Annotated in this window: 18 protein-coding genes, 1 tRNA gene and 1 pseudogene; 16 read left to right on the top strand and 4 right to left on the bottom strand. The window is 42.4% G+C overall.

Annotated features, from left to right (window positions below; all coding sequences use genetic code 11):
- Both QME03_RS11810 and QME03_RS04405 read left to right on the top strand, forming a co-directional pair.
- Positions 1–113 (top strand): annotated as a pseudogene (locus QME03_RS11810) (ISAon1 family transposase N-terminal region protein); the annotation flags it as partial.
- Position 114: 1 nt separating this feature from the next.
- Entirely contained in the window at positions 115–1098 is a 984-nt protein-coding gene (locus QME03_RS04405; protein WP_430197103.1) for an ISAon1 family transposase, read from the top strand.
- A gap of 941 nt (positions 1099–2039) precedes the next feature.
- Here QME03_RS04405 and QME03_RS04400 read toward each other — a convergent pair.
- Complete coding sequence (locus QME03_RS04400) at positions 2040–2519, bottom strand: hypothetical protein (RefSeq protein ID WP_025815156.1); 480 nt, start codon at positions 2517–2519, stop codon at positions 2040–2042.
- A 293-nt stretch (positions 2520–2812) separates the two neighbouring features.
- Between QME03_RS04400 and QME03_RS04395 the strand changes: the two genes are divergently transcribed.
- The 11 genes from QME03_RS04395 to pflA all read left to right on the top strand — a co-directional run bounded on the left by QME03_RS04395 (position 2813) and on the right by pflA (position 18490).
- On the top strand, positions 2813–4087 hold the full coding sequence (locus tag QME03_RS04395) for a nucleoside permease (protein ID WP_110369928.1): 1275 nt from the start codon (positions 2813–2815) through the stop codon (positions 4085–4087).
- Entirely contained in the window at positions 4084–4638 is a 555-nt protein-coding gene (locus tag QME03_RS04390) for a bifunctional nuclease family protein (RefSeq protein WP_025815155.1), read from the top strand. Before QME03_RS04395 ends, QME03_RS04390 begins: the two co-directional genes overlap by 4 nt.
- Entirely contained in the window at positions 4635–5357 is a 723-nt protein-coding gene (locus QME03_RS04385; protein WP_025815154.1) for a 16S rRNA (uracil(1498)-N(3))-methyltransferase, read from the top strand. The genes QME03_RS04390 and QME03_RS04385 overlap by 4 nt, the downstream gene beginning before the upstream one ends.
- 8 nt (positions 5358–5365) lie before the next feature.
- Entirely contained in the window at positions 5366–6718 is a 1353-nt protein-coding gene (locus QME03_RS04380) for a DUF4836 family protein (RefSeq protein ID WP_281723590.1), read from the top strand.
- Entirely contained in the window at positions 6718–7365 is a 648-nt protein-coding gene (locus tag QME03_RS04375; RefSeq protein ID WP_281723589.1) for an ATP-binding cassette domain-containing protein, read from the top strand. Before QME03_RS04380 ends, QME03_RS04375 begins: the two co-directional genes overlap by 1 nt.
- Positions 7362–8567, top strand: coding sequence for an ABC transporter permease (locus QME03_RS04370; RefSeq protein WP_281723588.1), 1206 nt, complete (start codon positions 7362–7364; stop codon positions 8565–8567). The genes QME03_RS04375 and QME03_RS04370 overlap by 4 nt, the downstream gene beginning before the upstream one ends.
- Before the next feature lie 119 nt (positions 8568–8686).
- Positions 8687–10168, top strand: coding sequence for a proline--tRNA ligase (gene proS, locus QME03_RS04365; protein ID WP_281723587.1), 1482 nt, complete (start codon positions 8687–8689; stop codon positions 10166–10168).
- A 1458-nt stretch (positions 10169–11626) separates the two neighbouring features.
- Positions 11627–12514, top strand: a complete 888-nt coding sequence (gene fabD, locus QME03_RS04360) for an ACP S-malonyltransferase (RefSeq protein WP_281723586.1) — start codon at positions 11627–11629, stop codon at positions 12512–12514.
- A gap of 53 nt (positions 12515–12567) precedes the next feature.
- Complete coding sequence (locus tag QME03_RS04355; RefSeq protein ID WP_281723585.1) at positions 12568–14718, top strand: alpha-amylase family glycosyl hydrolase; 2151 nt, start codon at positions 12568–12570, stop codon at positions 14716–14718.
- A 464-nt stretch (positions 14719–15182) separates the two neighbouring features.
- Positions 15183–17432 carry a formate C-acetyltransferase gene (pflB, locus tag QME03_RS04350; protein WP_281723584.1) on the top strand — a complete coding sequence of 750 codons (2250 nt, stop codon included), beginning with the start codon at positions 15183–15185 and terminating at the stop codon, positions 17430–17432.
- A gap of 251 nt (positions 17433–17683) precedes the next feature.
- Positions 17684–18490 carry a pyruvate formate-lyase-activating protein gene (gene pflA, locus QME03_RS04345; RefSeq protein ID WP_281723583.1) on the top strand — a complete coding sequence of 269 codons (807 nt, stop codon included), beginning with the start codon at positions 17684–17686 and terminating at the stop codon, positions 18488–18490.
- 134 nt (positions 18491–18624) lie between these two features.
- Here the strand turns inward: pflA and QME03_RS04340 are convergent, their stop codons facing one another.
- Positions 18625–19017, bottom strand: coding sequence for a hypothetical protein (locus QME03_RS04340; RefSeq protein ID WP_025815147.1), 393 nt, complete (start codon positions 19015–19017; stop codon positions 18625–18627).
- Positions 19018–19134: 117 nt separating this feature from the next.
- Between QME03_RS04340 and lepA the strand changes: the two genes are divergently transcribed.
- On the top strand, positions 19135–20916 hold the full coding sequence (gene lepA / locus QME03_RS04335) for a translation elongation factor 4 (protein WP_281723582.1): 1782 nt from the start codon (positions 19135–19137) through the stop codon (positions 20914–20916).
- A 33-nt stretch (positions 20917–20949) separates the two neighbouring features.
- Positions 20950–21555 carry a Crp/Fnr family transcriptional regulator gene (locus tag QME03_RS04330; RefSeq protein ID WP_025815146.1) on the top strand — a complete coding sequence of 202 codons (606 nt, stop codon included), beginning with the start codon at positions 20950–20952 and terminating at the stop codon, positions 21553–21555.
- 335 nt (positions 21556–21890) lie between these two features.
- On the opposite strand, the gene QME03_RS04325 is transcribed toward QME03_RS04330, so the two are convergent.
- Positions 21891–21961, bottom strand: a tRNA-Cys gene (locus tag QME03_RS04325).
- 56 nt (positions 21962–22017) lie between these two features.
- Positions 22018–22209 carry a FeoB-associated Cys-rich membrane protein gene (locus QME03_RS04320; protein ID WP_281723581.1) on the bottom strand — a complete coding sequence of 64 codons (192 nt, stop codon included), beginning with the start codon at positions 22207–22209 and terminating at the stop codon, positions 22018–22020.
- 355 nt (positions 22210–22564) lie between these two features.
- On the opposite strand from QME03_RS04320, the gene yihA reads away from it, so the two are divergent.
- A complete protein-coding gene (gene yihA / locus QME03_RS04315; protein ID WP_281723580.1) occupies positions 22565–23170 on the top strand; it encodes a ribosome biogenesis GTP-binding protein YihA/YsxC in 606 nt (201 codons plus the stop codon).

Genomic DNA, 23170 nt, shown 5'->3' with positions numbered 1-23170 from the left:
GTCGAAAATGGCGTGACAGTTCCACGGGTGAGATATTCAGTTATTCTTACGATGATCTGACGGCTGAGGGCAGTAAACTATCCCCTGAGTTCGTTTCTTTTTTAAAAGAATAGGATTGAGTCTACCGCGGAGAGCATTGCAGGCATCGGCTCTCACTATGGAGTGGACGGCAAACAGCTTTCTACGCAGTACAAGGAACACTTCAGCGATTATCGCCAGTGGGAACAGTTGTCGCATGCAGAAGAGTGGCTACTGTTCGCCGATAATCTAGGAGAGCGCTTGAGTATCGACGAAACCTGTTTGAGCAGTGGCGAGGTCTATACTTTCCTGACCAACAAAGCTGGCAGAGGCGGTATGGGTACGCTGGTTGCTGTGGTCAGAGGAACTAGAGCTGAAGAAGTAATCCACGTCTTGGAAAAGATTGAACCTTCCAAAAGGAATATAGTTAAGGAGATAACACTCGACCTGTCTTCTTCGATGATGATGATTGCGCGCACTGTGTTCCCCAAGGCTCTCATTACAAGTGACAGATTTCATGTGCAGAAACTCTATTATGATGCTTTGGACGACATGCGCATAGCCTACCGGTGGATGGCAAGGGACAGGGAAAATGAGGAGATAAGAAAGGCCAGGGAGCAAGACGAGGTCTATAGGCCTTTCAGATACAGCAACGGAGATACGCGGAAGCAACTGCTGGCCAGAGCTAAGTTTATATTAACCAAACACAAGTCCAAATGGACGGAATCCCAAAAACTCAGGGCTGAAATCATCTTTGAAAACTACCCTGAACTCAAGAAGGCTTATGAACTGGCTATGGAACTTACCGATATTTATAATGCCAGAAGCATCAAAGATGCGGCAAGATTAAAGTTGGCCAGGTGGTTTAACGAGGTAGAAAAGTTGGGAGTAGACAACTTTTATACGGTGATTGACACCTTTAAGACTCATTATGATACCATACTCAATTTCTTTGTCAATAGAGCAACCAATGCAAATGCCGAATCCTTCAACGCAAAAGTCAAAGCTTTCAGAGCACAGTTTAGGGGAGTGACGGATATTCCGTTCTTCCTGTATAGGCTTATGAAATTATGTGCATGAGGGGGAAGCTTACAACTGGGTTTTAGGACTGACCCGTTTTATTTGTTTGTCATTGCAAGGATAGCTTTTTATCATTTTACCCCAATCGGTCATTAGAGCCTAAACAGATTTTGTTTTTATTGCTGTCCAGTAAAACTTTTTGGGGGATGCCTGTGTTAGTTAAAAAAGACTTAACCTTATAATTTCTTAGAATTATCGGTTGTTATAGGTCTTTTCTTTTCAAAATAAATGCATTCTATAATACTTACAGTTTGAAACTGAAAACCAAGCCTTTGGATGAGTAAAACGGCTGCAATACCGATGGATAAAGAGATACAGAGCTTTCTGTTTACTTTTACCGAACAGCAATATTTTGTTTTATTGTTGAGCAGATTGTCTATTTTTGTAACTCAGACGTAGCGGGCTACGTCAAGTTGCAAATACATACATGATGCCGACAAAAAGATAAAAGATGTTAGGAAACAACACAAAAAACAATTCTGGAAACATTGTGGTGTAATGAGCGATTTGGGTTTAAACACTTTAAACGTATGTCTTTGCAGAAATTTATTGCTTACGCTATTATGGACTTGTTTGTCTTGTATGTCTTTTTGGTACGTGGAAATGAAAATAATGGCGTATAATATTCTCTAGCGAGGGTGTTTTTGTTTTCTAGTTACGCGGTTGTTATGGGTGGCGTCTTCCTTTTTGTTATCTACTTTTGGGGTTGAGGCTGAGAGGTATAGTGTTTGTATTGAAGATCATAGCTTTTGTGGCACATTTTCTGGTTTTAAGAAGTAGAGTCTGGAGTTGTGGGTATGGGCAAGAGTTTTGTGTTTGGGAAGGTGTTCAAAGATAAATACTAAAGGGTGCAACTTTTAATACGTGAAATGGCCATATTCCATCTTGCAAAAGCAAGGTAGAATATGACCATTGTACATTTTGTTTAGTTTTTTGAGCAATTATTCCTTGTCGGGATCAATTGTCATCGACTTTCCTTCGTAGCTTCCAGCAATAGTTGTAGTCTTATTTCCTATGGTTTGTGCTAGCTGGAACGAAATCTTGTAAACGCCATCCTTAGATTTGTTAATCGTGAACTGACTGCCAGCGTTTAATTTAGTACCACCGTTTATAAGTGTTCCCATAACATTATTTCCCCTCGCGGTGATGGTTCTGCCGTATTCTTTAGTGGGAAGCGTGAAGACTAAGTTGTGAATAGTTACATCGTTTTTGTCTACAGAGGCAATAAACAGTGTGATAGTGGCTTGTTCACCAAACTCAACAGCGTTCATAAGGTTAACCTTTGTTTCCTGACCATTAATTTTAACGGTGTTAGATTCGTCTTCATCGTCGCCACCACACGCTGTGAAAGTGGTAAGTGCAGCAATAAACATCATTGCAAAGACAATGAATTTTGAGCCTTTTAAAAATGTAGTTTTCATAAATGTTTTGGTTTTTCCATGGTGTGTTAATATTGATTATTAATTTTGATGCGAGAGTCTGGCGCGAACTCCATGGCAATTCGTTTGGAAACTCGCTCAACTAGTGCTGCAAAATTAATGATAAAATTTTACATTTTACAATTTATTGGTACTTATTTTTACATTATATTCTTCTGTTGTTTGTAAATTCAGATTTATTGTTCGTTATCAACCGTCTCATAATAAAAAAAGAAGTAAGACCTGATTGTATCTCAACAATAATTCATAACTTTGTGAACTAAATACTTGTAATCATGAATCTGAAAATACGCTTGTCTTTGATGAACTTCCTCGAATTTGCAGTTTGGGGAGCTTATCTCACTTCGATGGGAACTTACCTTGTAAAGATTGGTATGGCTGACCAAATTGGTTGGTTTTATGCAGTGCAGGGTATTGTGTCTATTTTCATGCCAGCCATCATGGGAATAGTGGCCGATCGCTGGGTGCCTGCCCAACGGTTAATGGGTTTGTGCCATTTGTTGGCGGCTATTTTTATGTTTGCCACGGCTTATTATGGATTTATTGCTATGGGACAAGCCGTTGATGGTGGTTCTGTTGCAGGCACATTCGCAGGCTCAATGATATTTCCGCTTTATAGTTTAAGTGTGGCTTTCTACATGCCAACTTTAGCGCTGAGCAACTCGGTGGCTTATACCGCGCTTAACCAGGCAGGAATGGACACCGTGAAAGATTTCCCTCCTATCCGCGTATTTGGCACCGTAGGCTTTATTTGCACCATGTGGTTTGTAGATTTGATGGGGTTCCAGCCCAATCAAAATCAGTTTGTGGTGTCTGGAATCTTCAGTGTTCTTCTTTTCTTATATAGCTTTACGCTGCCCACCTGTCCCACATCCGATGCTACCGAACGTAAAAGTGTGGCCGACCAGTTGGGCTTACGTGCCTTTTCTTTATTTAAAGAGAAGAAAATGGCTATTTTCTTTTTCTTCTCCATGTTGTTGGGCGTTAGTCTTCAAATAACAAATGGCTTTGCCAACCCTTTTATCACAAGTTTTGAAAGCATACCCGAGTATGCCAATACCTTTGGTGTGCAGCATGCAAATATTCTCATCTCGTTGTCGCAATTCAGCGAAACCTGTTGTATCTTGCTTATTCCTTTCTTTATGAAACGTTTTGGAATAAAGAACGTTATGCTTATTGCCATGTTTGCTTGGGTGCTGCGTTTTGCTCTGTTTGGCTTGGGTAATCCTGGTAGTGGGGTATGGCTCTTTGTACTTTCGATGATTGTTTATGGCGTGGCATTCGACTTCTTCAATATTTCTGGCTCGTTGTTCGTAGATAAGTCAACAGATGTTCACATACGGTCCAGTGCTCAGGGTCTCTTTATGTTGATGACAAATGGCGTTGGTTCTACCGTCGGAACATTGAGTGCGCAGGCCATCGTAAATCATTTTACTGTGGATGGAGTTACTGATTGGCAAACCTGTTGGTATGTCTTTGCGGCATATGCCTTTGTAGTGGGCGTGGCTTTTGCTCTTGTTTTCCATCCTAAGGGAGTAGACCAACAATGAAATCCAAAATTAGGTTAGTATTTAACAACGTGGCAGAGATTGTTGGGGAAGAACGATTAGGGCTGTTGTCGCTCACCGATGAAGAGCAAACGATGGAATTGCTCATACCCTGTGAGAGGGAAATAAAAGAGCAATTAACCCTTAGACTTAAGTCTCGCACTGTCACTAGCACACTTTTGCCCGAAGTGTTGTGGCAGATGGTACTCGCCAACACAGATGCCAATTTCGAAATCATTATCGACGATATCGTTGATAGTCAATATCGTGTGTTGCTTTATAATACACTAACGCTCCAACCCACTAAGCTAAGGGCGAGTGATGCTGTGCTGCTTTCGATAATCGGTAATATTCCTATTTACGTTGAGACTTCTTTGATGGCCCGACAGGCTACACCTTTTAAAAAGAATTCTATGGGAGCATCGCTTCCAATAAATGTCTTAGACGATAAGCTGATTGAAGAGGCACTCGCTAAAGCCATTAAACACGAAAATTACGAGTTGGCTTCGCGAATCAATGAAGAGATAAAACGAAGGAAAGACAAGCTAAAATGAAAGAGACGCGCTATTTCTATGTGCCCAACGCAGCGCATTGTAATGAATTGCCCGATGAGGAAGCTTCTCACGCTTCAAGAGTGTTGCGCTTGGAAAGTGGCGACGAGGTGTTTTTGATTGATGGTGAAGGCTGCTTCTTTAAAGCACAACTCACTCTCGTAACCAAAAGCAGATGCTTATATAATATTGTGGAACGATTACCACAAGAAAAAACCTGGAGTGGCAGAATAGCTGTGGGCATGGCGCCAACAAAATCGATTGACAGGGTGGAATGGACTCTGGAGAAGGCCACAGAGATTGGGCTTGACGAGTTTTCCTTGCTCAATTGTGCTTTCTCCGAACGCCGAAATGTTAAACTCGAAAGACTTGATAAAATTGTGGTGGCTGCAGTTAAACAAAGCAGAAAGGCGTGGAAACCGCAGCTTAACGACTTATTGCCTTTCGAACGTTTTGTGAAGCAACCCAGAAAGGGCGCTAAATTTATTGCCCATTGCTATGACGAAATTGATAAAAAGGATTTGTATAACGAGTTGTTACAACTAAATGCTGATGAGGATGTTACCATATTAATTGGTCCCGAGGGCGACTTTTCCTTCGAAGAGGTGCGCTTGGCCCTGGATCAGGGATATGTTTCGGTGTCGCTTGGTAAAAGCCGATTGCGCACAGAAACTGCTGCACTTTCGGCAACTATGATTGCTCAACTTGCATTTAGGAAATAAACATTAAGATGAAGAATATATTAGCAGCGTTGGTTTTGTCGCTTATGTTGTTGGTTTCGTGTTCGAAAACCAACTACGTACAGTCTATACCCAAAAGCAGTATGGCTATTATGGCGATTGATGCCTCTAAAATGGGCAACGATTTGAGACTAAACAACATTCTGAAAACATTTATAGGGGAGGCAAATAGTCCCGCTGAATGTGGAATAGACCTCTCTGCTAAGCTTTATCTTTTCGAGGCTGCCGATATGAATTTCGGCCTTTGCGCTAAAGTTGACAATGCTTCTAAACTTGCAGATGCTCTCGATGAACTGGTAAAAAAAGGGTATGCCGTGGCTGCAAAAGAACGTAAGGGATGCAGTTTTTATGTGGTGAACAATGTGTGGGCTGTGGGTTTTAATGATGATGTCTTATTGGTAATGGGGCCACAGCCACTAGCTGTACAACCCGACCTACAATTGCGCATGGCTAAGTTGCTCACCAGTGACCCAAAGAAAAACGATAACCAGTCGCCTTTGTTAGCTTCGGTAGATGCGATCGATGCCTCTGTGGCTATTGTTGCACGCCTTGACGCACTGCCCGAGACTGTTGCTTTGCCTTTTACTTTGGGGCTGCCCAAGCGTACCAACCTGTCGCAGGTGGTGTTAAAAGCAGGCTTGCACTTTGAAGGAAATACGCTTTTAATGAAAGGCGAAACTTTTTCGTATAACGAAACCATTGATAAAGCCCTTAAAAAGGTGGCAAATACCTATCGAACCATTGGTAAAACGTTTGTGCATGAGGCTGTATCGTCTGCTGCATTAACTCTTTTTGCCAACATGCAGGGTGAAAACTTATTGGGTGTTTTGCAAGATAACCCCGTGTTATCGACGATGCTTACTGCATTAAATACAGCCATCGATATGGACAACATCATCCGCAGTGTTGATGGGGATTTTGTTATGTGTACAAATACAAACTCCAGTGTACAACCTAACTTCTCGATGAAAGCGCAAGTAAAGGCCACCAATTGGCTGATGGATATTGGCTATTGGAAACATTCTTGTCCTCCAGGTTCTACCATTTATGATGCTGGCCCCCGTGCTTATGTGTATGATAATGGCAGATTTAAATATTATTTCGGGTTAAAGACCGATAGTCTTTTTTATGCTTTACCTTATTCACCCTCGCAACAGCCTGTTTTAACAACGACAAGTGATAACGTTAAGGCAACTTTGGCTAACGAGATACCGGGCAAACGTTTGGCTCTTGTGTTTAATATCGACGCTTTGGTTGCCTCTAAAAGCATTAAAGGTGAGGCTCTTATCACACTGCAAAACTATCTTGGAGGGGTGAACACAATTGTTTATATACTGGAATAATGAACAAAATTAGCTTTGAGCAGGTTACGCCACATGTTTTTCTACAGCGAGGTAACTTGCATTCGGATGTGTGGCAGCAACCCAATCTCACTTTCGATAAAGGCAAGTTCTATCTTGTTGAAGCTGCAAGCGGACATGGTAAAAGCACTTTTTGCAGTTATGTTTTGGGCTATCGCCAGGATTATCAAGGCACAGTGAGATTTGATAATACTGATGTTTGCATGTTTTCTACTGCCGAATGGGTGAACATTCGCCAGCGTTGCGTGAGCCAACTGTTTCAAGAGCTGCGACTCTTTCCCGAGCTTACTGCTTTAGAAAATGTGCAGTTGAAAAACCAACTCACTCATTTTAAGAGTGAAACCCAGATACGCCAATGGTTCGAACAGTTGGGTATTGCCGACAAAATAGACGCGAGGGTGGGGCAGATGTCTTTCGGACAACAGCAGCGTGTGGCTGCTTTGCGCGCATTAGTGCAACCCTTTGACTTTCTTTTGGCCGACGAACCTATTAGTCATCTCGATGATGTTAATGCCGAAGTACTTGGACAACTTATGGCCGACGAGGCTAAACAACAAGGGGCAACGCTTATTATTACAAGTATTGGTAAGCATCCACACTTGTTATACGATAAAACGCTGAAGCTATGAAACTGGTTTGGAAATTATTACGACAGCATATCAGTTGGCCACAATTTGTTGGCTTCTTCTTTGCCAATCTCTTTGGCATGACCATTGTTTTGCTTGGTTATCAGCTTTATTGCGATATTTTGCCTGTTTTCACTGCCAACGACAGTTTTTTAAAGGCCGATTATCTAGTGGTGAGTAAAAGAATAGGGGCGGCAAATGCATTAGGAGCACACCATCAATCGGGCTTTTCGAAAGAGGAAATTGCTCAGTTACAGGCACAACCGTTTATTAAGGGCGTGGGACAATTCACCGCTACAGCTTATAAGGCCGAGGCCGCAATGGGCATCAACGGCATGAAGATACTCAGTTCTGAGCTTTTTTTCGAAAGTGTGCCCAATCGTTTTGTAGATGTTTCGTTAGATAATTGGCACTATGTGGCAGGCGACACTTTGGTGCCTGTCCTCCTTCCGCGAAGCTATATTGCCATGTACAACTTTGGATTTGCTCAAAACCATTCGTTACCTAAAATAAGCGAGGGACTCGTGGGTATGATAGATCTTCATATTGTGGTACAAGGTAAAGGTGCACAGGGTTATTTTAAAGGTAAGGTCGTAGGCTTTTCGTCTAAGTTGAACACCGTACTTGTACCACAAGAGTTTATGGCGTGGAGCAACAACCACTTCTCTCCAGGCAATGAGATGCCTCCTACAAGACTCATTTTAGATGTTGCTAATCCATCCGACGAACGCCTAACCACTTATTTAGACCAGCAAGGTTATGAGTTGGAGGATAGCAATCTCGATGCTGAGAAAACCACTTACTTCCTTCGTTTAATGGTAACCTTGGTTATGGGCGTGGGCATCGTTATTTCGGCGTTAAGCTTTTATGTGCTATTACTTAGCATATACTTGCTGGTTCAAAAAAACACCACCAAGCTACAAAACCTCTTACTCATTGGATATAGTCCGGCTCGAGTGGTGTTGCCCTATCAGTTGCTCACCCTTGCGCTCAATTTGGCCGTGCTTATAGCCAGCTTCTTGCTGTTGCTTGTGATGCGAAGCTATTATATAGACATTGTTGAGACGCTTTTCCCCAACTTGCCATCGTCGGGTGTGTTATCCACGTTGGGCATTGGTTTGGCCTTGTTCTTGCTCGTAACAGGCATCAACTTCACCATCTTATGGCGCAAGATAATAAATATTTGGAAACATGGAAAAAACTAAACCAGCATGATGTTCTAAAATAACAGACCTATGGCATAGGTCTAAACTTGGTTTAATATTTTGCGCTTTAAGCATTTTAACGTAACTTTGTAGGCTGAAAAAATAACACAAAAAAATAAATGGCAATAGAACTAAAAGATTTAACCAAGCGTTCCGACAATTATAGTCAGTGGTTTAACGACTTGGTTGTGAAAGCCGACTTGGCGGAACAGTCCGCCGTTAGAGGCTGTATGGTTATCAAACCCTATGGTTATGCTATCTGGGAGAAAATGCAACAGCAGCTCGACCGCATGTTTAAGGAGACGGGCGCGCAAAACGCTTACTTCCCACTATTGATACCAAAGTCGTTCTTCTCACGCGAAGCCGAACATGTTAAGGGTTTCGCAAAAGAGTGTGCAGTGGTTACACACTACAGACTTCGTGCTTCTGAAGAAGGCAACAGTGTAGAAGTAGACCCCTCGGCAAGACTGGAAGAAGAACTAATCATACGTCCAACGTCAGAAACAATTATCTGGAACACTTATAAAAATTGGATTAAATCATGGCGCGACCTGCCTTTGATGTGCAACCAATGGTGCAACGTGATGCGTTGGGAGATGCGTACGCGCCCCTTCTTGCGCACTTCTGAATTCCTTTGGCAAGAAGGTCACACTGCTCATGCTACGCGTGAAGAGGCCGAAGCCGAAGCAAAGAAGATGCTTGAGGTGTATGCTAAATTTGCCGAAGAGTGGATGGCTGTGCCTGTTGTTTGTGGTGTTAAAAGCGAAACAGAACGCTTTGCTGGTGCACTAGATACTTATACTATCGAGGCAATGATGCAGGATGGTAAGGCTTTACAAAGCGGAACAAGCCATTTCCTGGGACAAAATTTTGCTAAATCGTTTGATGTTACTTTCCTTAACAAGGAAAATAAGGCTGAATATGTGTGGGCTACAAGCTGGGGCGTTAGTACCCGACTTATTGGTGCATTGATTATGACCCACTCTGATGACAACGGATTGGTGCTTCCGCCCAAATTGGCTCCCATACAAGTGGTGATTATCCCCATTGGTAAGGCTGGTGAGCAGATGCAAGCCATTGCCGACAAATTGCAACCTGTTGTAGAACAGTTGCGTAAGGCTGGCATAACGGTGAAGTACGATGATGCCGACAACAAGCGTCCGGGCTTTAAGTTTGCCGATTACGAGCTGAAAGGTGTACCCGTTCGCATTGTTATGGGCGGACGCGACCTTGAAAGCAACACTGTTGAAATTATGCGTCGCGACACGTTGGAGAAAGAAACTATCGGTTTCGAAGGCTTGGCCGAGCATGTTATTTCGGTGCTCGACGATATGCAAGCCAATATCTTTAAGAAGGCGCTCGACTATCGTAATGCTCGCATTTACGAATGCAATGATTACGAAGAGTTTAAGCAACGTGTTAAAGAAGGTGGTTTCTTCCTCTGTCATTGGGATGGAACAGAAGAGACCGAGGCTCGTATTAAAGAAGATACTCAAGCCACTATTAGGTGTATTCCTTATGGCTTTGAGCAAACCGAAGGTGTTGACATGGTGAGCGGGAAGCCTTCTAAGTACCGTGTAATCATAGCACGTAGTTACTAGTCGCATCCTTGTGATGCCTAAATGCCTTACTTTCTTGTAGGGCGAATGGGTATTTAGTTTGCGCGTTAATATAGCATATTGGGGGTAAGTCGATGCTTCGGCTTAGCCCCAATTGTGTTATAATAAGGATTGAAACGTGTATTCGTGGTGTGAAGAATTTTATTTCTGCATAAGTTTCACGAATTAAAGGTTAATCCCCACCAATAGGGATTATTTATTTCTTGGGTTGTTTGATTTTTGAACCCTCAATTTTCATTTTTGCTTTATTCGAGGTAACAGTTGGATAATGATTGTACGGTGTAAAATATTCGGTGTAAATTTTAACATTGTGGCTGTCCTTTTTGCTCACAATTCTCTACTCGTTCGCAAATATTCAATTCTCGCGAGGGTTTGTTTTGATGAAAGTAGGTTTTAGATGCTAAATGTTGATAAAAGCGTTTTCTGAGGTAAAAACGGTGTTTTGTGTCAAGAAATAGGATATTTTCACCAAGAAATGATGCAATAAGCATCAAAACGGCGTGCAAACTCATAGTAAATGCAGTGCAAACTCATAGTAAATGCAGTGCAAACTCGTGCTAAATGCAATGCTAAGTGGTGCTAAATACAATGCTAAATGGTGCTTTTTACAGAATATGGAGCTGTTTGTCTCCCCAAAAATGGTAAAATACTCATGTGTTTCGAGGGTGAAAACAACCTAAATAGTGGGTTTTTAGCAACTAAAATCCACTTTTAGGGACGGTAAAAATGGTGACCAACTACGCAAATAGAAAGACAAAAAGGTGCTAAATGATGGTTTTTGGCTTAAAAAGCGTGTAAAATAAAAAGCAAAACAATGAAAATGGGGGCTAAAAGAATGTTTTATAACATGTGTTTTCGCTAGAAGGGGTCGGATTTGTGTAAGTGTTTTGTAAAATTATATTATCTGATTTAACATTGGGAATAAGAAAAGATATGTTGCAAAATATCACTCAGTATTAGTGTCAGAATTATGCATTACTTCGTCTTAAAACAATACTTTGTTTGCGTTGTATTACTAATAGTTCTTTTGTTTGTATAGTTAGGAGGCTTCGACTTGATGTTTACAGTCTTAGCCTGTTGTTTCTTGAGATATTGCACGTAATCAATGAAAGTGCACTTTTGAATAGTGACATTTGTGTTAGATGACGTAGCATCGAGTATTGATAATTTGCAGAGTTGGAAGAAATATATTAATTTTGCAAAATGGCGGGTTCTTAGGAACGTCGCATGCAGCTTAGGTTGTATGTATTTTGGTGGGCTTAGTCTGTTCTAGATAGCACATATAGCGCTATTTATTGAAAGTGGTGGAGCGCAACACACGCCGACGTTACAAACATGGTTGTTCGGCATGCGCCTAATCGCATCGGCAGCTGCGTTTATAGCACCTAAGACGCGACATAAAAAGTTAAAAATCAATTATAACAAAAAATTAAATTTGGTATGAAAGCTTACGTTTTCCCAGGTCAGGGAGCGCAATTCGTAGGTATGGGTAAAGACCTATACGACTCAAATCCTTTGGCAAAGGAACTGTTTGATAAGGCTAACGACATTCTTGGTTATAGTATTACCGACATTATGTTCAACGGTACCGACGAACAATTGAAGGAAACAAAGATAACCCAGCCTGCAGTGTTCTTGCATAGTGTTATCTCTGCACTCTGCTTAGGCGACGAATTTAAACCAGCAATGGTTGCTGGACATAGCTTAGGAGAGTTTTCTGCACTTGTTGCAGCTGGGGCATTGAGTTTTGAAGATGGTTTACGTTTGGTTTACGCACGTGCTATGGCAATGCAAAAAGCTTGCGAAGTGGCTCCTGGAACAATGGCTGCCATCGTGGGATTGGACGATGAGACGGTGGAAAAGGTTTGTCAACAGGTGAGCACGGAAAACAATGTGGTGGTTGCAGCCAACTATAATTGCCCAGGACAGCTGGTTATCTCGGGTAATATCGATGCTGTTAATAAAGCTTGCGAAATGCTTAAAGAAGCTGGTGCTAAGCGTGCGTTGCCACTAAAAGTGGGTGGAGCATTCCATTCGCCACTGATGCAACCTGCAAAAGACGAATTGCAGACTGCTATTGAGAATACCTCGTTTGCTGAACCCAAATGCCCCATCTACCAAAACGTTGACGGTCTGGCACACACGGCACCCGAAGAGATTAAGAAAAATCTTATTGCACAGCTTACGAGCTCGGTGAGGTGGACCTCAAGTGTGCAAAACATGATTAAAAATGGTGCTAACGACTTTACCGAGTGTGGTCCAGGAAAGGCTCTGCAAGGCATGATAGGACGCATCGACAAGACTGTTGCGGCACACGGCATAGAATAATTATTATAAGGGCTGGCCATAAAGACCTGCCTTTCTGCAAGATATAAACCAACGTGAACAGCAAGATTATCATATATCAGTTGTTTCCACGGCTTTTCGGCAATCGTAATCTCACCAATAAAAAGTGGGGAACGATTGTCGAAAATGGTTGTGGAAAGATGAACGACTTTGACGAAGCAACACTACAACGCATTCAAAAATTGGGCGTAAGCCACATTTGGTTTACAGGCATTATTCGTCATGCCTCTCAAACAGACTATTCGGCGTATGGCATTCCCAAGCAACACAGCGCAGTGGTGAAAGGAAAAGCAGGGTCGCCTTATGCCATAACCGACTATTATGACGTGGCACCCGACTTGGCCGTGAATGTTGAACGCAGGATGGATGAGTTCAAAGCTTTGGTGCAAAGGGTGCATCAATGTGGTATGAAAGTAATCATTGACTTTGTACCCAACCACGTGGCGCGACAATATTTGTCGGTGGCAAAACCCAATGGTGTTGTTGACCTAGGCGCTGAAGACGACAAGAACCTACACTTTTCTACTAACAACAACTTCTATTATTGTTGGGGTAAGCCGTTCGAACCTTCAATTTCGCTCGTCGATAGCGCAGGAAATATCTATCATGAACAGCCAGCTAAGGCCACAGGAAACGACCGTTTTGATAATCATCCAGGTATAAACGACTGGTATGAAACGGTGAAGCTGAATTATGGTATCGACTATTGTGATGCAGGTGGGCGCAGCGAGCATTTCTCTCCAGTGCCAAATACATGGAAGAAAATGGTCGACATTTTGCTGTTTTGGGCAGAAACGGGTGTGGATGGTTTCCGATGCGACATGGTCGAGATGGTTCCTACGGCCTTTTGGAAGTATGCCACGTCCATCTTAAAAGATAATTATCCACAGACCATCGTTATTGGAGAGGTTTACGATCCCTCTCAATATCGAGCCTATGTGCAATCGGGCTTCGATTACCTTTATGATAAGGTGGGCATGTACGATTGCCTTAAAAGCGTGGTGCGCCAAGAGTGCAACGCTTCTGCCATTACTTATCAATGGCAGTCGCTCGACGATATTAGTCATCACATGCTTTACTTTCTTGAAAACCACGACGAACAGCGTATTGCAAGTTCGTTTTTCTGTGGAGATGCACAGCGAGCCATTCCCGCACTCATAGTTTCGGCATTACTACAAGGCAATCCTATGCTGATATATGCAGGACAAGAATTTGGCGAACCAGGCATGGACAACGAAGGATTTAGTGGGGTAGACGGACGAACAACCATCTTTGACTATTGGACGGTTGGCACAATATATCGCGGTTATTTCTATCGCAATCAGCTGTCGGTAAACGAAAACGACATATATGCACAGTATCAACATATACTACGCATAGCCAAAGGAGAGCGCGCAGTGGGCGAGGGACTATTCTTCGATCTGATGTACGTAAACCCACTATCACACAAATTCAACCCCACAAAGCATTTTGCCTTCTTAAGAAAATGGCAAGACGAACTGCTTTTGGTTGTTGTAAACTTCTCAGGCGACACCGATAGCGTGCAGGTAAATATCCCTGGACATGCTTTCGATTATCTGCAATTGCCAGAAGGACGCTTTGCCGCGATAGATTTGCTCACTGGTGAAACAACCATTGAGCGTGTTCAGCGCGACGGATGTTTCCCAATGACACTTAATCCTTATAGCGGAAGAATTTATAAGCTTAAAACCAAGATGAAAGACGATGAATTATTGCCCTGCCTGCACAACAAAGATGAGTTTCCACCAGCGCATACTGCCGAACACTTGCTTAATCAAGTGATGGTTAGAATGTTTGAGTGCGACAGATCAACCAATGCACATGTTGAGCGAAAAAAAAGCAAAATAAGTTACATCCTCAACAGAAAACCCACGCGACAAGACGAAAAGGAGATAGAACAACGTATGAATGAGTTGATTGAAGAAGACTTGCCCGTGACCTATGAATTGGTTGATAGGTACAACTTGCCTGAGGGTATCGACCTCTCTCGAGTGCCCGACGACTATTCTAATATGGTGCGTATCGTGCGTATTGGCGACTTCGATACTTGTCCGTGTATAGGAAAACATGTACGTTCAACAGCACAGATAGGTAAATTTGTGATGTTGGGCACCAACTGGGATGAAGAAACGCGCACTTTCCGGGTGCGCTTCAAATTGGTGTAAAACACATATACCTTTAGGTTTAAGTCTAAACGTAAGTGTCATAAATAATTAACGGCCTGACAAAACAAAGAACTAAGTGAAGTTTTATCAGGTCGTTATATAAAGATTTTTAATACTTTAACACTTACTTTTTGCCTTTTATTGAGATATTTAAACCACATCTGGTTGCTGTCCATTTAATGTTAATGTGCTAATGCTGCTAACATTTGTTTATCTGTTTGTTCCTAAATGTCTTAAGACGATAGGTTATAGTCTATATTTGGTGTTTATTTGATTTGTAATTTTGGACATGTTATCAAATAAGAACTTTATATTAATTTGTTTTATATACATAATACCCAAAAGTTGGTATTGTTTTGTACTATTTTTCGGCGTAACTTTGCAACATAAATCAGCCAAGAGCAGATTATTTGCTATGTTTTGTGCTTTGCAGCACAGTATGTTAAACCAACTTTCGAATAAAAATGAGACAAGAGTGGAGAGGCTTCACTGGTAAGAAATGGCTTGATGAAGTCAATATGCGTGAATTTATTCAAAACAACTACACCCCTTACGACGGCGATGAACAATTTCTAGCCGAACCAACTGATGCTACTAATAAACTTTGGGGCATGTTGCAGGTGCTTCAAAAAGAAGAACGTGCAAAGGGTGGCGTGCTGGATATGGAGACCGAAGTGGTTTCTAGTATGACAGCTTATGGCCCTGGGTACATAGGAGAGGGTACAAAAGATTTGGAAAAGGTTGTGGGTATACAAACCGATAAGCCTTTAAAACGTGCTTTTATGCCTTATGGCGGTATTCATATGGCTGAGCAAGCTTGCACCACTTATGGCTATAAGCCCTCTGAAAAACTACACGAAATATTTACAAAATACTGCAAAACACACAACGATGGCGTTTTTGATGCTTACACTGATGAGATGAAAGTGGTGCGTCATAACCACATTCTTACCGGTTTGCCCGACACTTATGGTCGTGGACGTATCGTTGGCGACTATCGTCGTGTTGCTCTTTATGGTATAGATTTTCTTATTGAAGAGAAAGAACAAGATAAACGTAACTGCGGTTGTGGCATAATGACGGAAGAAATCATACGCCAACGCGAAGAAATTTCTATGCAAATCAAGGCGTTGAACGAACTTAAGGAGATGGCTTTGATTTATGGCTACGACATTTCGAAGCCTGCTAACAATGCTCGTGAAGCTGTTCAATGGCTCTATTTTGGTTACCTGGGTGCCATTAAGACGCAAAACGGTGCGGCAATGTCTGTTGGACGTATCTCTACCTTCTTGGATATATATATTCAAAGAGACTTTAAAGAAGGCACACTCACAGAGGCAGAGGCACAAGAGCTTATCGACCATCTGGTGATGAAGTTCCGCATGGTGAAGTTTGCACGTATCCCCGCCTACAACCAATTGTTCTCTGGCGACCCCGTTTGGGCAACTCTAGAGGTGGCTGGCATGGGACAGGATGGCCGTTCGATGGTAACGAAGAACGATTTCCGTTTCCTACACACCCTTGAAAACATGGGACCATCTCCAGAACCTAACCTCACTGTGCTTTATTGCTCGCGTTTGCCCGAAGGTTTTAAACGCTATGCTTCGAAGATTTCGGTGAAAACAAGTTCAATTCAATACGAGAACGACGACGTTATGCGCCCAATATGGGGTGACGACTATTCTATTTGCTGCTGCGTTTCGGCCACACAGACTGGAAAAGAGATGCAATTCTTCGGTGCGCGTGCCAATTTGGCTAAGTGTCTTACCTATGCAATCAGTGGCGGTGTAGACTCAAAGACGCGGGAGCAATGTGGTCCTGCATTGCGCCCGATACAAGGCGACGTTGTTACCTACGAAGAATTTATGCCTCGTTTCATGGATATGATGGAATGGTTGGTTGGTGTTTACGTTAATACGCTTAACCTTATCCATTACATGCACGATAAGTATTTCTACGAAGCAGCAGAATTGGCATTAATCGATACCGATGTTCGTCGTACCTTCGCAACGGGTATTGCAGGTTTCAGTCATGTTGTTGACTCTATTTGTGCCATCAAATACGCTAAGGTTAACATCATTCGTGATGATACGGGCTTCCCCGTTAATTACGAAACGGAAGGAGATTTCCCCCGTTATGGCAATGATGACGACCGCGCAGACGAGATTGCAGTGTGGTTGTTGAAGACCTTCATGAATATGATTCGTAAGCATCACACTTATCGTAAGAGCGAGCCCACAACCAGTATCCTAACCATTACCTCGAACGTTGTTTATGGTAAGTTCACAGGAAACATGCCCGATGGTCGACTAGATGGTGCACCTTTGGCTCCTGGTGCTAACCCTTCGTATGGTGCTGAGAAGAATGGATTGCTGGCTTCGCTTAATTCTGTGGCCAAGTTGCCATACGAATATGCCCTCGATGGTATCTCAAACACCCAGACTATCGCCCCCAGCACGCTCGGCCATAATGAGGAGGAGCGCGTTAATACGCTTGTTGGTGTGATGGATGGTTATTTCGACCAAGGTGCTCACCACCTTAACGTGAACGTTTTTGGTGTAGAGAAGCTCATCGACTGTATGGAACACCCCGAGAAAGAGGAGTATGCCAACTTTACTATCCGTGTAAGTGGATATGCAGTGAAGTTTATCGACCTGACAAAAGAGCAACAACTCGATGTTATTGCACGTCAAGCTCATTGCAAATTGGCTTAACCAATAGGGCTTACGGCCAAATATTCAGGTCCCTCCGCGTATTGCCACGGAGGGACTTTTGCAAAAAAGCCTTACAATGTTGTTTTTGATTTTGATAGTTCACGCGTGTTAACGTAGAACGCTCACGAACTAATGAACTCTTGAATTAACGTTTTCGCAAACTTATGTATTTATGGAATCATGAACGCAGAAACTCATGAACTCACGAACTTACATATTAATCAGGGCATAGATGCCCGATAGGATAGAAAATGAAAAACAATAACACGTTTGTGTCAACCGATACAACTGCCAAAACCGAGCAGCCGCTTAGTAAAGCTTGTATTCATTCTGTAGAATCGTTTGGTTCGGTAGATGGACCAGGCATTCGTTTCATCATCTTTCTTAGTGGATGTAAGATGCGTTGTCGCTATTGTCATAATCCCGACACGTGGATTATGAAGTCCGACGACCTGCGTACAGCTGACGAATTGTTGCAACAGGCGTTGCGTTTTCGTGCCTATTGGGGTAAAGAAGGCGGTATAACTGTGAGTGGGGGAGAAGCGTTGTTGCAGATAGATTTTATGCTTGAACTCTTTGAAAAGGCTAAAGCGCTGGGCATTAACACTTGCTTAGACACCGCAGCACAACCATTTACGCGCGAAGAGCCATTCTTTTCAAAGTTTACCAAACTGATGTCGTTCACCGATTTGGTGTTACTCGACCTCAAACACATCGACAGTGAGGAACATAAGAAACTCACGGGATGGGCTAACGAAAATGTTTTAGATTGCGCACGCTACCTTTCGCAGTTGCAAACACCTGTTTGGATACGCCATGTACTTGTTCCTACTATCACCGATAACGACACTTATCTATACGGATTACGCGATTTTGTTAAGACTTTGCACAATGTTAAGTGCATAGAAGTGTTGCCCTATCATGGCATGGGTGCATTTAAATGGCAGAAATTGGGATTGAACTATACGCTAGACCATATAGACAGTCCCACAGGAACCCGTGTAGAAAATGCCGAAAATATATTGCGTTCGGCATTGAATGATGTCGAACACGTTTAATACACGTTGATAGTTGGGCAATAGCTATAAAAGCCAAAGTCACGGAGGCATAGTTTAGGTGCAGTTATGGGTATATGTGTCTAACAACTAGATAAATAAAAAGGCCAACTAGCAGTTCGCTAGTTAGCCTTTTTTTAATATTGTTTCTTTGTATAGTTGGCTTCGAATAACACTTTCTTCGGGTCTTTGTCTGAGTGACAAGTGTACGCGAAGCTAAAACCAGCCTCTTTATAAGGCTTCAGTTCGGTAGATTGGATAATCGCCTTAAGCAACATCTCGTCTATTGCTTGCTTATTCTGGTTAATAATCTCAGCATCGTCCATCCTATCGACAAACGAACAGTAGTAGTGGTAGGTTTTTGTTTCTGGATAAAACACCACACTATCAGTGCGCGTGTAGTTGCTTACAGGCGTAGGACAAAACTTTTCAGTGTATTCTTTGGCCTCTCTTTGGGCTCGTTTTTCCAAACTTTCGTTGCATGCGGTAAACAATGCCGCACCTATTAATAGGACGAATATCTTTCTCATTGTTTATTTTGTTTTGTACAAAGGTAGCTATAATTTGGCAAAAATACAGCCGTAAGCGTCAAAATACCGATTAAAATACTTATCTTTGCCACAAAAATAAAATCCTCTTTATACTGAATGAACCATATAAGAAACTTCTGCATCATCGCACACATTGACCACGGGAAGTCTACTTTGGCCGACCGCATGCTGGAATTTACTAAAACCATTCAAGTTACGGGTGGGCAAATGCTCGACGATATGGACTTGGAAAAAGAGCGTGGTATCACCATTAAGAGCCATGCCATACAGATGGAATATCAGTATCAGGGGCAAAATTACATTCTAAATCTCATCGACACCCCGGGACACGTTGATTTTTCTTACGAGGTTTCACGAAGCATTGCTGCCTGCGAGGGTGCTTTGCTTGTTGTGGATGCTACCCAAGGAGTACAAGCGCAAACCATATCTAACCTCTATATGGCCATCGAACACAACTTGGAGATTATCCCAGTTATCAACAAAGTGGACATGCCCAGCGCTATGCCAGAGGAAGTTGAAGATGAAATTGTTGAACTTTTGGGATGCGATAAGTCGGAAATTCTTCGAGCATCGGGTAAGACTGGCGAAGGTGTTGAAAACATTCTTAATGCCGTAGTTGAACGAGTTCCACACCCAGCGGGTGATGATAACGCCCCATTACAGGCGCTAATCTTCGACTCGGTGTTCAACTCTTTCCGGGGAATTATAGCTTATTTTAAAGTGTTGAACGGCGTTATACGCAAAGGCGACAACGTGAAGTTCTTTAATACTGGTATGGAATACGTCGCCGATGAAGTGGGAGTGCTTAAAATGGACATGGTGCCTAAGCAAGAACTACATACTGGCGAGGTGGGTTATATCATTAGTGGTATCAAGGATGCCAAAGAGGTGAAGGTGGGCGATACCATCACTCATCGCGATAAACCATGCCAATCGGCTATCGAAGGTTTTCAAGAGGTTAAGCCAATGGTGTTTGCTGGTGTTTATCCTATTGAGCCTTCTGAGTACGAGAACTTAAGAGCGTCGCTTGAAAAACTACAGTTGAACGATGCTTCACTTACTTTCTCGCCTGAGTCATCAGTGGCTTTGGGCTTCGGTTTTAGATGTGGATTCTTGGGATTACTCCATATGGAGATTATTCAAGAACGTCTCGACAGAGAGTTTAATATGGATGTAATCACCACAGTGCCCAACGTTTCGTACATGGTTTACGATAAACTGGGTAACGAACGCGAGGTGCACAACCCTTCGGGATTGCCCGATACAACGTTAATAGACCATATCGAAGAACCCTATATCCGAGCGTCAATCATCACCAACGTAAACTACATTGGTGCAATAATGAAGCTCTGTATGGACAAACGAGGTGAATTAATCAACCAAGAATATGTTAGTGGCAATCGTGTAGAGCTGCATTTTATGTTGCCACTTGGCGAAATCGTTATCGACTTCTACGACAAACTGAAGTCTATTTCGAAAGGGTATGCATCGTTCGACTATCATATCGACAGCTTTAGACCATCGAAATTGGTTAAGCTAGATATACTGTTGAATGGCGAAGCTGTAGATGCTTTGTCTACACTTACACACTTCGACAATGCTTCAACCTTTGGTAGACGCATGTGCGAGAAGTTGAAAGAACTAATACCAAGGCAACAATTTGATATCGCTATACAAGCGGCGATTGGTGCAAAGATTGTTGCTCGCGAGACAATTAAGTGTGTTAGAAAAGACGTTACCGCCAAATGCTATGGAGGAGACGTTAGTAGAAAGCGCAAACTGTTGGAAAAACAGAAGAAAGGTAAGAAACGAATGAAGCAGATTGGTAATGTGGAAGTGCCGCAAAAAGCTTTCTTGGCGGTGCTGAAGCTCGACTAAATCCAACTGCAAGTGTTATAAAGGAGCAGAGATATGAAAGAACTCAACAATTCAACTCGCGACATAGCTCGCGAATTGGCACGAAAGTATAGCACCATGACTCACGACGAACTCGATATCTTGGAGAGTGTCTTGGTGCCGATGAAGTTTGCTAAGGGGGAAATCATTCTCAAAGAAGGCGACGTTTGCGAACATGTGTATTACGTGGAACGTGGCCTTACGCGCCAGTTCTATTTTAAGAATGGCAAGGAACTAACCGAGCATATCGGGGTGGAACACAGCATCGTGATGTGCATCGAAAGCCTTTTTATGGAGAAACCCACCCACTTGCAACTGGAAGCTCTTGAGCCTACACTCATCTATGCTATGCCCAAACGCAAACTGGAAGAGGTGGCCTTGCACAATGTGAACATACAAATTCTTTTCAGAAAGATTTTGGAAGAGAGTCTTATTATTTCGCAAGTGCATGCTGACATGTTACGATTTGAAACGGCACAAGACCGCTATCTTAAGTTGTGTAAGCTGTCGCCACAAGTGGTTTTACGTGCACCGCTGGTGTATGTGGCTAGTTATTTACAGATGACTCCCGAGACACTATCACGTGTTAGGGCTGCATCGCTTTATTTGGATAAAGGCTAAGGTGCGCTAATATGCACTTGCTAGCAGTGCGCATGGCGCTTAACCTGCTTACATCTGCTACTCGTTTTTTTATTTAACTCAGAATGTTTGGCTCAAAAGCCCAAGGAGGATGTGAAGCCGTTTTCCCTAATAGGTTGCATGCAATGCTTAAGATGGCGCATGCAACCTAATTCTTTTCTTATTCTTTTTTATCTTAGGAAATATGATACAATGCACCCTTTTCATTGTGCAATGTAAGTTTTGGCCATTTTGTAAATTTACAAATGGTAGGAGATAGAGCCACTTATAGCTAAAAAAACGGGATAGTTCTTTGAAGAACTATCCCGTTTTGATTGAGGTACCTGGCAGAGTCGAACTGCCCTTCACGGTTTTGCAGACCGTTACCTAACCGATCGGCCAAGGTACCCTTTTCTTTAATGCGATGCAAAGGTATAGATAATAATCCGTAATACCAAATGTTTTCTACATTTTGTGGTTGCAAGAGGGCTTTTTATTACTTATTGGCCCATTTTTTTGTTGTTGTGGGTTCATAGAACAACCCTTACAACCCCCACAAGAGCTGTTTGTGTTGCTAAAAGTCTCGTATATTTTGTAGGCTACATAGCCAACGGCAATGGCAATAATGGCTGCTACAATGATGTATTGTGTGGTCATATCAATCGTATTATTTAGGACAAAGTTAGTGATTAATTTTCAATGTTAGGTGTTTTTCGTTATTGTTTATTTCTATTCTCGTCATGGGTTATATCTATTGCGTAGTGATGTGTATCACTATTTGTAAATTTATCTCCCGATGTTTTCGTCCCGAAAAGCATAAATACCAATTGTTTTCACTAACTTTGCATAAGGATATAACAATTGTAGCATGCCATCTAGGCAAGTTGTTGTTGGGCCATGCGCAATGTATTTATCAATATTTGGAACGTGCCCAAGCAACGATTGCAACGAGCATGCATCCCACAAGCTTTTATCACCCTTATATATTAAGGTAAAAAACATCACGTAGTATATGGATATTAAGAAGTCGGCTTTCTCTCTTTCAGCCCCCTCGATAGGGCTTTGCCCCACAGACAACAAAATTGAATACGCCTTTATTGGACGTTCAAACGTGGGAAAGTCTAGTCTCATAAACATGCTTTGCAACCATAAGGGCTTGGCTAAAACATCGGCCACGCCTGGTAAAACATTGCTCATTAATCATTTTATCATCAACGATTCGTGGTACTTGGTAGACCTTCCTGGTTATGGGTTTGCCAAAAGGTCGAAGACTGTGCAACAGAAATTACAACAAATGATTTCTAGTTATATTCTTCAACGCGAACAATTGGTTAATCTCTTTGTGCTGATAGACATAAGACACGAGCAGCAAAAAATAGATCGCGAGTTTATTGATTGGCTAGGAGAAAGTGGCGTTCCCTTTACAATTGTGTTTACTAAGGCCGATAAGCTAGGTGTGGTTAAGGCTAAGCAGAATGCTGAAAAATGGATGAAGCAACTGGCTGACACGTGGGAAGAGTTGCCGCCTTACTTTGTCACTAGTTCGGAAAAACGTATCGGACGAGAAGAATTGCTGAATTATATCGACGAAATCAACAAAAAAATTGAGGCGGAATAA

The organism is Hoylesella shahii (assembly GCF_937990675.1).
GTDB classification, from domain to species: Bacteria; Bacteroidota; Bacteroidia; order Bacteroidales; family Bacteroidaceae; genus Prevotella; species Prevotella shahii.
This window is presented reverse-complemented; position numbering and strand designations above follow the sequence as displayed.